Source organism: Enterobacter cloacae complex sp. P16RS2 (assembly GCF_014982155.1).
In the GTDB taxonomy this organism is placed as follows: Bacteria; Pseudomonadota; Gammaproteobacteria; order Enterobacterales; family Enterobacteriaceae; genus Enterobacter; species Enterobacter cloacae_M.
In genome coordinates this window covers 187,100-201,343 of the sequence record NZ_JADCKW010000014.1, presented here as the reverse complement: position 1 = coordinate 201,343, position 14,244 = coordinate 187,100, and the positions used below count along the sequence as shown (strand labels likewise).

10 protein-coding genes are annotated in these 14,244 nt (G+C 57.6%); 7 read left to right on the top strand and 3 right to left on the bottom strand.

Annotated features, from left to right (window positions below):
• Positions 1–32 precede the first annotated feature (32 nt).
• Positions 33–320, top strand: a complete 288-nt coding sequence (gene ppnP, locus INF68_RS10750; RefSeq protein WP_008503270.1) for a pyrimidine/purine nucleoside phosphorylase — start codon at positions 33–35, stop codon at positions 318–320.
• Between the two features lie 48 nt (positions 321–368).
• On the opposite strand, the gene rdgC is transcribed toward ppnP, so the two are convergent.
• Complete coding sequence (rdgC, locus tag INF68_RS10745) at positions 369–1,283, bottom strand: recombination-associated protein RdgC (protein ID WP_023310540.1); 915 nt, start codon at positions 1,281–1,283, stop codon at positions 369–371.
• Positions 1,284–1,406: 123 nt separating this feature from the next.
• On the opposite strand from rdgC, the gene mak reads away from it, so the two are divergent.
• Positions 1,407–2,312 (top strand): fructokinase, encoded by a 906-nt coding sequence (gene mak, locus INF68_RS10740; protein WP_023310541.1) that lies wholly within the window; start codon positions 1,407–1,409, stop codon positions 2,310–2,312.
• A 155-nt stretch (positions 2,313–2,467) separates the two neighbouring features.
• On the opposite strand, the gene sbcC is transcribed toward mak, so the two are convergent.
• Entirely contained in the window at positions 2,468–5,599 is a 3,132-nt protein-coding gene (gene sbcC, locus INF68_RS10735) for an exonuclease subunit SbcC (RefSeq protein ID WP_126786045.1), read from the bottom strand.
• On the bottom strand, positions 5,596–6,801 hold the full coding sequence (sbcD, locus tag INF68_RS10730) for an exonuclease subunit SbcD (protein ID WP_126786044.1): 1,206 nt from the start codon (positions 6,799–6,801) through the stop codon (positions 5,596–5,598). Before sbcD ends, sbcC begins: the two co-directional genes overlap by 4 nt.
• A 187-nt stretch (positions 6,802–6,988) precedes the next feature.
• On the opposite strand from sbcD, the gene phoB reads away from it, so the two are divergent.
• The 5 genes from phoB (at position 6,989) to malZ (ending at position 14,159) form a co-directional block, all read left to right on the top strand.
• A complete protein-coding gene (phoB, locus tag INF68_RS10725; protein WP_008503265.1) occupies positions 6,989–7,678 on the top strand; it encodes a phosphate response regulator transcription factor PhoB in 690 nt (229 codons plus the stop codon).
• A 21-nt stretch (positions 7,679–7,699) separates the two neighbouring features.
• The gene (gene phoR / locus INF68_RS10720) at positions 7,700–8,995 is read left to right on the top strand and encodes a phosphate regulon sensor histidine kinase PhoR (protein ID WP_109844809.1); all 1,296 of its coding nucleotides are present in this window, start codon (positions 7,700–7,702) and stop codon (positions 8,993–8,995) included.
• Between the two features lie 409 nt (positions 8,996–9,404).
• On the top strand, positions 9,405–10,724 hold the full coding sequence (gene brnQ / locus INF68_RS10715; RefSeq protein WP_023310545.1) for a branched-chain amino acid transporter carrier protein BrnQ: 1,320 nt from the start codon (positions 9,405–9,407) through the stop codon (positions 10,722–10,724).
• An 81-nt stretch (positions 10,725–10,805) separates the two neighbouring features.
• On the top strand, positions 10,806–12,179 hold the full coding sequence (proY, locus tag INF68_RS10710; protein ID WP_008503261.1) for a proline-specific permease ProY: 1,374 nt from the start codon (positions 10,806–10,808) through the stop codon (positions 12,177–12,179).
• Positions 12,180–12,341: 162 nt separating this feature from the next.
• Positions 12,342–14,159 (top strand): maltodextrin glucosidase, encoded by a 1,818-nt coding sequence (malZ, locus tag INF68_RS10705; RefSeq protein WP_126786043.1) that lies wholly within the window; start codon positions 12,342–12,344, stop codon positions 14,157–14,159.
• Positions 14,160–14,244: the final 85 nt, after the last annotated feature.

Sequence of the window (14,244 nt, the reverse complement as noted above, 5' to 3'; positions counted from 1 at the left end):
GAATTTTTATCTAAAAATATAAGGGCCAGTTCATGCTTCAAAGTAACGAATACTTTTCCGGTAAAGTGAAATCCATTGGTTTTACCAGCAGCAGCACTGGCCGCGCCAGTGTTGGCGTTATGGCGGAAGGGGAATATACCTTTGGCACGGCGGAAGCTGAAGAAATGACGGTCGTCAGCGGGGCGCTGAACGTCTTACTGCCGGGTGAAACGGAATGGAAAGTTTACGCTGCCGGGCAAGTTTTCAACGTCCCTGGCCACAGCGAGTTCCATTTGCAGGTCGCTGAACCTACCTCTTATCTGTGCCGCTACCTGAAATAAAAAATAAGCCGGGTGGCGCTAACGCTTACCCGGCCTGCGTTTTGCCTGTTATCTCTGCGCTTCGCCGCCGAGACCTTCCACCAGATTCTGAATCAACGCGGCCAGCTCGCCGGTCATCAGAATGAAGTCCGCGTCAAAGCGCTGGGCGTAATCTTCCCTGTCGATATCTTCGTTCTGATCGCGCAGCTCGTCGCAGAACTTCAGACGCTTCACGGAGCCGTCGTCGCACATCACGAACTGAATGCGCTGCTGCCAGTCGAGCGCCAGTTTAGTGACCACTTTACCCGCTTCGATGTGTACAGCGATCTCGTCGCTCACCAGATCCTGCTTCTTCGCGCGGATCACGCCGCCATCTTCCAGCAGGGCTTTCAGCTCGGCTTCATCAAGGATCTGGAAACCCTGAGCCGCAGCGCCGCTGCGTACCCATTCGGTCAGCGTCAGCTCGATCGGCGTTTCCAGCGCCAGCGGAACGACCGGTAAAGATCCGATGCTTTTACGCAGCAGGGCCAGCGTATCTTCTGCTTTCTTGGCGCTGGCGCAGTCCACCATGATCAGCCCGTTGACGGTGTCGATCCACATCATGGTCTGGCTGAAGCGGCTGAAGGCGCGCGGCAGCAGGGAGTGCAGCACTTCGTCTTTCAGCGAATCTTTTTCGGTCTTTTTCAGCTTGCGGCCCTGTTCGGCTTCCAGCTTGAAAATTTTCGCTTCGAGCGCCTGCTTAACCACCGGCGTCGGCAGGATTTTCTCTTCTTTACGGGCGCAGACGATGATTTGACCCGTGCTGCTGGCGTGGGTCAGTGCATCGCTTTGTGAACCCATTGGCGGAACCCAGCCGGTTTTCGCCATATCCTGGCTACCGCAAGGGGAAAAGGTATAAGCGGCTAACTGTTTTTCCATCTCTTCTGCACGCAGCGAAACGTCGCGGCTGAGACGGTAAACCATCAAATTTTTGAACCACAGCATGATAATTTCCACGGCCTTGTCGTTAAATCAGCGGGCATGATAACGAATTGTCGCATCGCTTGCATTGCTAATCGGGAAGCGTGCTTCTACTCTGTTGATAATCAAAATAATGAGGAGAGTCTTGTGCGTATTGGGATCGATTTGGGCGGCACCAAAACAGAAGTCATCGCACTGAGCGAGCAGGGGGAGCAGCTGTTTCGCCATCGTCTGCCGACGCCGCGCGATGATTATCACCAGACTATCGAGACGATTGCCAGCCTGGTTGAGATGGCAGAGCAGGCGACAGGGCAAACCGGCAGCGTCGGGATGGGGATCCCGGGTTCGATCTCGCCGTATACCGGGGTGGTTAAAAATGCCAACTCCACCTGGCTCAACGGTCAGCCGTTTGACAAAGATTTGAGCCAACGTCTGAACCGGGAAGTGCGTCTGGCCAACGACGCCAACTGCCTGGCGGTCTCTGAGGCCATCGACGGCGCGGCGGCCGGTGCTCAGACCGTATTTGCCGTGATCGTCGGTACCGGCTGCGGCGCGGGCGTGGCGTTCGGCGGACGCGCCCATATCGGCGGTAACGGCACCGCGGGCGAGTGGGGACACAACCCGCTGCCGTGGATGGATGAAGACGAGCTTAAATACCGCGCTGAAGTGCCGTGCTACTGCGGAAAGCAGGGCTGTATTGAGACGTTTATCTCCGGCACCGGTTTTGCGACCGACTACCACCGCTTAAGCGGCCAGCCGTTAAAGGGCAACGAAATCATGCGTCTGGTCGAAGAACAGGATCCGGTCGCCGAGCTGGCCCTTAGCCGCTACGAAATGCGGCTGGCGAAATCCCTGGCGCACGTGGTGAATATTCTCGATCCGGACGTGATTGTGCTCGGCGGCGGCATGAGCAACGTTGACCGGCTGTACGCCACGGTACCGAACCTTGTCAAACAGTGGGTCTTCGGCGGCGAGTGTGAAACCCCGATCCGCAAAGCTGTCCACGGTGACTCCAGCGGCGTGCGCGGCGCGGCGTGGCTGTGGCCGGAATAAAAGCAAATAATGTTTATTCCCTCTCCCTGTGGGAGAGGGCCAGAGTGAGGCAAGGTAAAAGCAAAACAGCAACGAAAGTTGCTGTTTTTGATGTTTGTACCCTCTCCCCGTGGGAGAGGGCCAGGGTGAGGGCACCAGACCGCATCGATCCCCATTTATTCCACCGCAAACACCTTATCCAGCCTGCTGTATCCCAGCCCGTTGATCTTCTTCACCTTGATCTGCACCGGAATGCGCTCTTTCATCGCCTCTACGTGGCTGATCACGCCGATGGTTTTCCCGGTGGCGTTCAGCGCGTCGAGCGCATCCAGCGCGGTATCCAGCGTTTCACTGTCGAGCGTGCCGAACCCTTCATCCAGGAACAGGGAATCGATCCGCGTCTTATGACTCACCAGATCGGAAAGGGCCAGCGCCAGCGCCAGGCTGACGAGGAAGCTCTCGCCGCCCGAGAGCGTACGGGTATCGCGCACCGCATCCGCCTGCCAGGTATCGACCACTTCCAGCTCCAGCGCGTCGCTGGCCTTGCGCTGCAGCAGATAACGCCCGTGCAGACGGTTAAGCTGCTGGTTAGCAAGCCAGACGAGATTATCCAGCGTCAGCCCCTGCGCGAATTTACGGAACTTGTCGCCGGTGCTGGAGCCGATCAGCGCGTTCAGATAACCCCAGTCGTCCGCCTCGCGCGCGGCCTCTTCAATTTGCTGCATCAACGCCAGCTGGTGCTGACGGTTATCGCTGTCCTGCTTAAGCTGCTGGCGAATCTCGCCCTGATGCGTCGTGTTCTCGCGAAGCCGTTGCGCCAGCTGCAGCAGCTGGGTTTGCAGCGTGGGGGCATCGGCGTTGAGCCCTTCCGGCCGCAGCGCCAGATGAGAATGCAGCTGCTGGTTAGCCTGGCCGGAAAGGGCCGCGGCCTGCTGTATCTGGCTTTCCAGCGACTGCTTCAGCTGTTCGAGGCGACGAATAGCGTCGTCATCCAGCAGGGCGGCAAGGAACGCGTCCCGATCGGCAAAGCAGCTCGCTGCGAGCGCCGCGGTGAACTGTGCCTGCGACTGCAGCAGGCGCTCTTGCTCCAGCTTTTCCTGCTGCTGCTGCGCGGTGAGCTGGCTTTGTAGCGACACGCATTCATCGTGGACGTCTCGCCAGCCGTCCGGAATGGTCGGTTCGGCCTCTTCGCTTTTCGTTTCCGGAAGCGTGTCGAGCAGCGGCTTGAGAGCGTTTATGCGTTCCAGAAGCACGCCGTGCTGCGTTTGTTTCTCCTGCCACTGCGCGAATTCCGCTTCGCGGGCGTGCAGCCAGGCGGCTTCATTCCCGTCTTCAGGTACGTTAAGCGATAGCGAAAGTAGGGTGTTTTCCAGCGCCTGGCGCGCCGCCGTCAGCTGCTGCAGATGCTGTCGCTCCTGCACTTCCTGCTCGTTCAGCTGGTTTTGCAGGGTCAGACGCTGGCTGAGCTGATAGAGCTGGCGCTCGTACTGTTCCTGCTCGTTCATCCATGGCGTGATATCTTCCTGAATATTCAACGCGATGTTCAGGGAAGTGCAGGCTTCCATCCACTCTTTAGTGAGTGCTTGCTCTTCCTGAGATAGCATCTGCGCTTCGTCTGTCTCGCGCTGGATCTGCTGCGTCAGGGCATTAACCTGTCCCAGCACCAGCAGGCCTTCCTCTTTAAGCGCGGCGACCTCTTTTTCCAGGTCATCACGGCGGCGCTGGTTATCCGTCAGCTCAAGCGACTGGTATTGCGCAACGGCGGGATGCTCGCTGGAGCCGCACAGCGGACAGGGTTTGCCGGCCTCAAGCTGCGAACGATAATGTTCCAGCTTTTTGATCGTCGCTTCGGTTTCGCACAGGGCCTTGAGGTCCAGATAGTGCTGGTGTTTCTCTTTGTACTGCTGGCGACGCAGCGTCAGCGTTTCATTGAGTTTGTTTTGTTCGGCCTGGGCCTTCAGCACGCTTTCATCGCTCTGGCGCAGGCGCTTTTGTAGCGGCTGATAGCGGGCATGCAGCGACGTCAGCCGCTGACGCAGCGTGCGTGACCGGGACTGCTGCTCCATGGCCGCACTGACCTCATCTGCCGTCAGCGTCAGCGAATTTTCCGGCATCTCAGCCAGCCTGTTGCGTAATTCCCCCATCCGCGCAGCAAGCGAGGCTAACTGCGTTTTGTCGCGGTTAAGCTGAGAGAACTGGGCACGCCAGCCGGCAATCTCCTGCCCCAGCAGGCGATAGCGTTCGTGCTCCGCCAGCCACTGCGCCAGCGCCGTCTGCTCGGTCTGAAGCTGCTCATGATTACGCTGGGCGGTATGACGGATCCGCGCGCGCAGCGCGGTTTTGGCTTGTAAGCGAGTATTTACTTCAATAATTCGCTGCTGGGTTTGCGTCAGGCGCGCGGTTTGCTCCTGCTGGTGCTCCCAAAGCGGTCGAAGCTGGGCGGCGGGCAGAGCAAGCTGGAGCTTTGCCAGCTCTGGCGCAGCGTTCGTCAGCGCCTGTTGCACCTGCTGCTGCATCGCGGTGACGCGCTGTTGCTCAAGCACGAGCTCATCATGGCGCGTAAGCCACTGAAAATCTTTATGTTGGCTTTGCTGCTGAACCAGCAGGGTTTTCTCTTCGTCAGTAAGCGCCTGCAAACTTTGCTGCAACTGCTGCTGTTGCTCTTCGCTCAACAGCACGACGCCCGCCGCCTGCGCCTCGCACTTTTCAAGCACGCTGCGGGCGGCTTTGTGTTTTTCAAACACCATGGCGGAAATCTGTCCGTAGATCTCGGTGCCGGTCAGCTCTTCCAGCAGCTCGGCGCGATCGCTCGGCCTGGCATTAAGGAAGGCAGCAAACTGCCCCTGTGAGAGCAGCATGGAGCGGGTGAAGCGGCCATAGTCCAGCCCGGTGAGCGCGGCGGTTTGCTCCAGTTTATCCGTCACTTTGTCGGCCAGGATTTTGCCATCTTCGCAGCGCGCCAGCTCCACGCGCGGCGCCTGCAGGTTGCCGTCCGGCTGGTTGCGCGCGCGGTTCTGGCTCCAGAATGCGCGATAGGCGGTGCCTTTTACCTCGAACTCCACTTCCGCCAGGCACTCGGCGGTGTCGCGCGTCATCAGGTCGTTTTGCGCCTGAGAGACCTTCTGAAGTCGCGGCGTTTCGTGATAAAGCGCCAGACAGATGGCGTCAAGCAGGGTGGTTTTACCTGCCCCGGTCGCGCCGGTGATGGCAAACAGCCCGTTGCTGGCAAACGGCTCCGCGGTAAAGTCAATTTTCCACTCGCCCTTGAGGGAGTTGAGATTTTTCAGGCGCAGGCTCAAAATTTTCATGCGTTTTCTTCCTCATCATTGAGCGCATGCAGGGTATGGCTGAACAGTTCGCTGAGTCTTGCGCGCTTCGCGTCGTCAATTTCTTCCTGCGAGAGCCTGCGTTCAAACACCTCTTCAACCCGAAGCTCACTGAGCGTTTCACGCTGAGCGCTTAACAGAATTTTCTCGCGCTGCTCGCGGCTGCGGCGTACCAGTAAGACTTCGACGGGTAAATCTTCCGTCAGCGCCTGAATTTTACGCTGCATATCGTGCAGGTAGTCGTCGGTGGTGATTTCGATATCCAGCCAGACGGGCGGGTTAAGCGCCGCGCCGCGCCACTGCTCAAGCTGGGCGGTAATGGCGTCAAGATCGCCCTTCAGCACCGCCAGCGGCTGGGTGACGGGCACCTCCAGCGTCTCGACGGCGTGAAGTTTCCCTTCGTAGAAGCTCACCAGATGGACGGATTTGGCCTTGCCCGTTTCGTCAAAGCTGAGCGAAATTGGCGAGCCGCAGTAGCGGATGTGCTCGCTGCCGCCGACGATCTGCGCCCGGTGAATATGTCCGAGCGCAATGTAGTCGGCTGGCGGGAAGTTCTGCGCCGGAAAGGCGTCCAGCGTGCCGATATAGATGTCACGTACGGCGTCACTTTTACTGGCCCCGACGGTGGTGAGATGGCCGGTCGCAATCACCGCAATCGGCTGGTCGCCGCGCAGGGCGCAGGCATCGGCGTGCTGCTGGTGATAATAGTCGGTGATGGCCTGTAATAGATGCTGCTGCTTTTCCGCACCCGACAGCCCCGCCTGGCTTTGCACGATGTCGCGCGGCCGTAAAAAGGGAATGGGGCACAACACCGCCCCCGGCGTGCCGTCGCGTTTTTTCAGGATCTGCGAAGCGTGCCCGGCGCTGGCGACGACGGTGGTATTGAGAAATGCCAGGATGTCGCGGGATTCATTGAGCGTCGCGACGGAATCATGGTTGCCGGCGACAATCACCAGATGACAGCCGGTTTGCTGCAAATTCACCACGAAGCGGTTGTACAGTTCACGCGCATAGCTGGGGGGCGAGCCGGTATCAAAGATGTCACCCGCCACAATAATCGCGTCCACCTCGTGCGTCCGGGCCGTTTCCAGCAGCCAGTTCAGGAAGGCTTCATGTTCAGCCGCACGGCTTTTGCTGTAAAAATTTTGACCCAGATGCCAGTCCGAGGTGTGAAGTATGCGCATAGCTGATCCGTGGCAAAAAAGAGAAAGCAGGATTATAAACGTTCAGAGACGGGAAAATAACCGCTGTAATAAAACAACGGTTTGCCCCTTATCGTGGTACTGTTTTTCATAAATCTGTCATAAATCTGACGCATAATGGCGCCGAATTACAAACTTGTAACTTAAATAAGATAAGACAGGGCAAAGTATGGCGAGACGTATTCTGGTCGTAGAAGATGAAGCTCCAATTCGTGAAATGGTGTGCTTCGTGCTCGAGCAAAACGGCTTCCAGCCGGTTGAAGCGGAAGATTATGACAGCGCAGTGAACCAGCTGAATGAACCCTGGCCCGATCTGATTCTGCTGGACTGGATGTTGCCCGGCGGCTCCGGACTGCAGTTTATCAAACACCTGAAGCGTGAAGCGCTGACCCGCGACATCCCGGTTGTGATGCTCACGGCGCGCGGAGAAGAAGAGGATCGCGTTCGCGGTCTGGAGACCGGCGCGGACGATTACATTACTAAACCGTTCTCTCCAAAAGAGCTGGTTGCCCGCATTAAAGCCGTGATGCGCCGTATTTCGCCGATGGCGGTGGAAGAGGTGATTGAGATGCAGGGGCTGAGCCTTGACCCCACCTCACACCGCGTCATGACCGGTGAAAATCCTCTCGACATGGGGCCTACCGAATTTAAACTCCTGCACTTCTTTATGACCCACCCGGAACGCGTTTACAGCCGCGAGCAGTTGCTGAATAACGTCTGGGGAACTAACGTGTATGTCGAAGACCGGACGGTTGACGTACATATTCGCCGCCTGCGAAAAGCACTGGAACTGAGCGGCCACGATCGCATGGTGCAGACGGTCCGCGGCACGGGTTATCGTTTTTCTACCCGTTTCTGAACAATGACAGGAGTGTGACGCGTGCTGGAACGTCTGTCATGGAAAAGGCTCGTCTTTGAACTGATCTTATGCTGTATTCCGGCCTTCCTTCTGGGGGCCTTTCTTGGACACCTGCCGTGGTTTCTGCTGGCGTCGGTCACCGGGCTGCTGATCTGGCATTTCTGGAACCTGCTGCGCCTCTCCTGGTGGCTGTGGGTTGACCGAAGTATGACGCCGCCGCCGGGAAGCGGCAGCTGGGAGCCGCTGCTGTACGGTCTGCATCAGATGCAGATGCGTAATAAAAAGCGTCGCCGCGAGCTGGGAAGCCTGATTAAGCGTTTTCGCAGCGGTGCAGAGTCGCTGCCGGATGCCGTTATTCTGACGACCGAAGAAGGGACGATCTTCTGGTGTAACGGCCTTGCGCAACAGCTGCTGGGCCTGCGCTGGCCCGACGACAATGGCCAGAATATCCTCAACCTTCTGCGTTATCCCGAATTTACGCTGTATCTGAAAAAGCGTGATTTTACCCGCCCGCACAATCTGAAGCTCAATAATGGTCGCCATCTGGAAATCCGCGTGATGCCCTACAGCGATAAGCAGTGGCTGATGGTGGCGCGCGATGTCACCCAGATGCACCAGCTGGAAGGGGCGCGTCGCAACTTCTTCGCCAACGTCAGTCACGAACTGCGTACCCCGCTGACCGTGCTTCAGGGCTACCTGGAGATGATGCAGGAGCAAACGCTTGAAGGCGCGCCGCGTGAAAAAGCGCTGCACACCATGCGCGAGCAAACGCACCGGATGGAAGGGCTGGTGAAGCAACTGCTGACGCTCTCGAAGATTGAAGCGGCGCCGTCGCTCGCGCTAAATGACACCATTGATGTGCCAATGATGCTGCGGGTCGTTGAGCGTGAAGCGCAGACGTTAAGCCATAAAAAGCATCACCTGACCTTTGAGGTCGACAATACGCTGAAGGTGCTGGGCAGCGAAGATGAACTGCGGAGCGCCATTTCCAACCTTGTGTATAACGCGGTAAATCATACGCCGGAGGGGACGAATATCGTGGTGCGCTGGCATCATGTCCCAACGGGGGCTGAGTTTAGCGTGGAAGACAACGGGCCGGGGATTGCACCTGAGCATATTCCGCGTCTGACCGAGCGCTTTTACCGTGTGGATAAAGCGCGATCCCGGCAGACAGGCGGAAGCGGTCTGGGGCTGGCAATTGTGAAACACGCGGTGAATCACCATGAAAGCCGTCTCGATATTCAGAGTACGCTGGGTAAAGGAACCCGCTTCAGTTTCGTTATTCCGGAACGATTAATTGCCAAAAAGATCGCCTGACGGCAGGCGTGTCATTTTACCTTTCCACGGGTCAGCGTCTGCTGGCCCGTTTGCTTTGCAGTCAAGCGAAACGCGGATGAATTTTATACGGCTGACTGTTTTTTGTTCGCATGATTAGCCATGGGTTTTTCTTATAAATAGCGTATTGTTCTGAGGTGTGTTTTCATGCTGGCATATTGTTCTGGTTTTGCGATCCCACCTTGCCTTTAAACGTTATAAGCGTTTAAATTGCGCCCCAGATACTGTCAGACCGACTGTATTTGCGTGGTAAATCGAAAAACTATTCTTCTCCACGCCAGGACGGGAGCATTTCCCGCTGAAATTGAGCAAATTTTCGGCTGTATCGTCCCGTCAGGGAAATCGAAAATCTCAATGTTTTCAACACCACATCCACAGGCAGTAAGGTTTTATGACCCATCACTTAAAATCGCGTGACATCATCGCGCTGGGCTTTATGACATTTGCGCTGTTCGTTGGCGCAGGCAACATCATTTTCCCTCCAATGGTTGGCTTACAGGCGGGTGAACACGTCTGGACCGCCGCGTTTGGTTTCCTGATTACTGCCGTGGGTCTGCCGGTTCTGACCGTCGTTGCGCTGGCGAAAGTCGGCGGCGGTGTGGATAGCCTCAGCACCCCGATTGGCAAAGTGGCGGGCGTTCTGCTGGCAACCGTCTGCTATCTCGCCGTTGGCCCGCTGTTTGCGACCCCGCGTACGGCAACCGTTTCCTTCGAAGTGGGTATTGCTCCCCTGACCGGTGACGGCGCGATGCCGCTGTTTATCTATAGCCTGATCTACTTCGCGATCGTGATTCTGGTTTCCCTCTATCCGGGCAAGCTGCTGGATACCGTGGGTAACTTCCTGGCTCCGCTGAAAATTGTGGCGCTGATTGTTCTGGCGGTAGCGGCCATCGTCTGGCCAGCGGGCCCGATTAGCGACGCGATGGACGCCTATAAAAACGCCGCGTTCTCTAACGGCTTTGTGAACGGCTACCTGACGATGGATACGCTGGGCGCCATGGTGTTTGGTATCGTTATCGTTAACGCCGCGCGTTCCCGCGGTGTGACCGAAGCGCGTCTGCTGACCCGATATACCATCTGGGCTGGCCTGATGGCCGGCGTGGGGCTGACGCTGCTCTATCTGGCGCTGTTCCGTCTGGGCTCCGACAGCGCCATGCTGGTTGAGCAGAACGCCAACGGTGCGGCTATCCTGCACGCCTACGTTCAGCACACCTTCGGCGGTGCGGGCAGTATGCTGCTGGCAGCGCTGATTTTCCTGGCGTGTCTGGTGACGGCGGTTGGCCTGACCTGCGCCTGCGCAGAGTTCTTTGCACAGTATCTGCCGCTCTCTTACCGCACCCTGGTGTTTATCCTCGGCATCTTCTCTATGGCGGTGTCCAACCTCGGTCTGAGCCACCTGATTCAGGTCTCGATTCCGGTGCTGACGGCGATTTATCCGCCGTGTATCGTGCTGGTCGTGCTGAGCTTTACTCGCCCGTGGTGGAACAACTCTTCACGAATTATTGCGCCAGCCATGTTTATCAGCCTGATTTTTGGTATCCTTGACGGGATTAAAGCATCAGCTTTCGCGCACATACTGCCGGCATGGACACAGCGTCTGCCGCTGTCCGAGCAGGGGCTGGCCTGGCTGATGCCTACCGTTGTTGCACTGGTCCTGGCGATTATCTGGGACCGTGCTGCAGGGCGTCAGGTCGCATCGAACGCTCATTAATCAACGGCAACAAACTGTTTAACCACGGGGCTTAAGGCCCCGTGGTTTTTTGTTTTTTTCGTGTTGAATGGCAAGATTTAAATGGAAAGCACTAACAAACTTAAACGTGGATTGAGCACGCGTCACATCCGCTTTATGGCGCTGGGCTCTGCTATCGGCACCGGTCTTTTTTATGGCTCGGCAGATGCCATCAAAATGGCCGGTCCCAGCGTTCTGCTGGCGTACATTATCGGCGGCGTGGCGGCGTATATCATCATGCGCGCCCTCGGCGAAATGTCGGTTCACAACCCGTCCGCCAGCTCCTTCTCCCGCTACGCGCAGGAAAACCTCGGCCCGCTGGCCGGGTTTATCACCGGCTGGACCTACTGTTTTGAAATCCTGATTGTGGCAATTGCCGACGTGACGGCGTTTGGCATCTATATGGGCGTCTGGTTCCCGGCGGTGCCGCACTGGATTTGGGTGCTGAGCGTGGTGCTGATCATTTGCGCCGTTAACCTGATGAGCGTGAAGGTGTTCGGTGAGCTGGAGTTCTGGTTCTCCTTCTTCAAGGTCGCCACCATTATCATCATGATCGTGGCCGGTTTCGGCATCATCATCTGGGGAATCGGCAACGGCGGGCAGCCGACCGGCATCCATAACCTCTGGAGCAACGGGGGCTTCTTCAGCAACGGCTGGCTCGGAATGGTGATGTCGCTGCAGATGGTGATGTTTGCCTACGGCGGTATCGAGATTATCGGTATTACCGCCGGGGAAGCGAAAGACCCGGAGAAGTCCATTCCGCGCGCCATCAACTCGGTGCCGATGCGTATTCTGGTGTTCTACGTGGGTACGCTGTTCGTGATTATGTCCATCTACCCGTGGAATCAGGTAGGCACCAACGGTAGCCCGTTTGTTCTGACCTTCCAGCATATGGGGATTGCCTTTGCGGCCAGCATTCTGAACTTTGTGGTGCTCACCGCGTCGCTCTCCGCGATTAACAGTGACGTCTTTGGCGTGGGCCGTATGCTGCACGGCATGGCGGAGCAGGGCAGTGCGCCGAAGGTGTTCGCCAAAACCTCACGCCGCGGCACGCCGTGGGTGACCGTTGTGGTGATGACCGTGGCGCTGCTGTTCTCGGTTTACCTGAACTACATCATGCCGGAGAACGTCTTCCTGGTGATCGCATCGCTGGCGACCTTCGCGACGGTGTGGGTGTGGATCATGATCCTGCTGTCGCAGATCGCGTTCCGCCGTCGTCTGTCGCCGGATGAGGCGAAAGCGCTGAAGTTCAAAGTACCGGGCGGCGTTGCGACGACCGTCGTCGGGCTGATCTTCCTGGTGTTTATCATTGGCCTGATTGGCTACCATCCGGATACCCGCATTTCCCTGTACGTGGGCTGCGCGTGGATCGTCCTGCTGCTGGTGGGCTGGGTGTTTAAATGCCGCCGCGACCGTCAGCTGGCGGAAGCACAGTAATATTTTTTCTCCCTCTCCCTGTGGGAGAGGGTTGGGGTGAGGGCATCAGGCCGCACTGATGCCTCCTCCTCCTTTCTCCTCCCCCAATAATCCCGAACGTGATGAGCTATCCTTAACCACCCTGTGGCAAGGTGACGTCAATTTCATCAAAGGGGATTCGTGATGTTAAACGCCTGGCACCTTCCGGTTGCCCCATTTGTTAAGCAAAACAAAGACAACCTTGTGATTACGCTCTGGCTGGCGGGGGAAAATCAGCCTGAACGCGTGACGCTCCGCGCCGAAATAGATAACGAAGAGACCGGGCTGAAAATGCACAGGCTGCGCAGCCAGCCGCAGCCGGGGATCACTGCGTGGCGGGCGAATATCGACCTGAGCAGCGGACAGCCGCGCCGCCGCTACAGCTTCAAACTGCTGTGGAATAACCGCCAGCTGTGGTTTACCCCGCAGGGGTTTAGCCGTTTCCCGCCCGCACGGCTGGAGCAGTTCGCGGTCGATTACCCGGATAACGGCCCGCAGTGGGTTAACGATCAGGTGTTTTACCAGATTTTCCCGGACCGTTTTGCGCGCAGCGAAAAGCGCACCGCCGACCAGGATAAGATCTATCACCACCATGCGGCGGGCCACGACATTATCCTGAAAGCGTGGGACGAGCCGTTAACCGCACAGGCGGGTGGATCCACTTTTTACGGCGGCGATCTCGACGGGATCAGCGAAAAGCTACCGTACCTGAAAAAGCTCGGCGTGACGGCGCTGTATCTCAACCCGGTGTTTAAAGCCCCGAGCGTGCACAAATACGATACCGAAGATTATCGCCACGTTGACGCGCAGTTTGGCGGTGACGAGGCGCTGCTGCGCCTGCGTAAGAACACCCAAAACGAAGGCATGCGCCTGATTCTGGACGGCGTGTTCAACCACAGCGGAGATTCGCACGCCTGGTTTGACCGTCATAACCAGTCGATGGGCGGGGCATGTCATAACCCGGACTCGCCGCAGCGCGACTGGTACAGCTTTAACGAGGAGGGCCGCGCGCTGGACTGGCTGGGTTACGCCAGCCTGCCAAAGCTGGATTTCCAGTCGCCAACGCTCGTGAATGAAATCTACGGCGGTGAAGACAGCATCGTCCGTCACTGGCTGAAGGCGCCGTGGAATATGGACGGCTGGCGGCTGGACGTGGTGCATATGCTCGGTGAAGCCGGCGGGGCGCGGAATAACCTTCAGCACGTCGCCGGGATTACGCGCTCGGCAAAAGCGGCCCAGCCGGAGGCGTTCGTCTTTGGCGAGCACTTTGGCGACGCGCGCCAGTGGCTGCAGAACGATGCGGAAGATGCGGCGATGAACTATCGCGGCTTTACTTTCCCGCTGTGGGGATTTCTCGCTAACACCGATATCTCCTACGATCCGAATCATATCGACGCTGAAACCTGCATGGCGTGGATGGAGAACTATCGCGCCGGTCTGTCCCATCAGCAGCAGCTGCGGATGTTCAACCAGCTCGATAGCCACGATACCGCCCGCTTTAAATCCCTGCTCGGCAAGGATGCGGCGCGTCTGCCGCTGGCGGTCACCTGGCTCTTCACCTGGCCGGGCGTGCCGTGCATCTATTATGGAGACGAAGTGGGGCTGGACGGCAACAACGATCCGTTCTGCCGTAAAACCTTCCCGTGGGAGCCAGAGAAGCAGGACAAGGTGCTGTTCAGCCTGTATCAGCGGCTGGTGAGGCTGCGTAAGCAGAGTCTCGCCCTGCGCTACGGCGGCTGTCAGGTGGTGTATGCCCACGATAACGTGGTAGTGTTTGCTCGCGTCTACAATCAGCAGCGTGTGCTGGTGGCCATTAACCGGGGCGAAGCCTGCGAAGTGGTGCTGGATGATTCACCGTTGCTGAAGGTGGCGGCGTGGAAGAATAAAGAGGGCAAGGCGACGATACAGGACGGCGTGCTGGCGCTGCCTGCGGTATCCGCGACGATCTGGTTCGGCAGTTAAGACCTGTTAATGTTTCCACCTTTTAAGATGGCGCAAATGCAACTATTTGTGTCAATCTTAACGGATCGTTTACGGTGAAGGTGGA

Coding starts and splice junctions, on each gene's coding strand:
- sbcD (WP_126786044.1), bottom strand. CDS start 6,801: ATGCGCATACTTCACACCTCGGACTGGCATCTGGGTCAAAATTTTTAC.
- malZ (WP_126786043.1), top strand. CDS start 12,342: ATGTTAAACGCCTGGCACCTTCCGGTTGCCCCATTTGTTAAGCAAAAC.
- rdgC (WP_023310540.1), bottom strand. CDS start 1,283: ATGCTGTGGTTCAAAAATTTGATGGTTTACCGTCTCAGCCGCGACGTT.
- proY (WP_008503261.1), top strand. CDS start 10,806: ATGGAAAGCACTAACAAACTTAAACGTGGATTGAGCACGCGTCACATC.
- brnQ (WP_023310545.1), top strand. CDS start 9,405: ATGACCCATCACTTAAAATCGCGTGACATCATCGCGCTGGGCTTTATG.
- ppnP (WP_008503270.1), top strand. CDS start 33: ATGCTTCAAAGTAACGAATACTTTTCCGGTAAAGTGAAATCCATTGGT.
- sbcC (WP_126786045.1), bottom strand. CDS start 5,599: ATGAAAATTTTGAGCCTGCGCCTGAAAAATCTCAACTCCCTCAAGGGC.
- phoB (WP_008503265.1), top strand. CDS start 6,989: ATGGCGAGACGTATTCTGGTCGTAGAAGATGAAGCTCCAATTCGTGAA.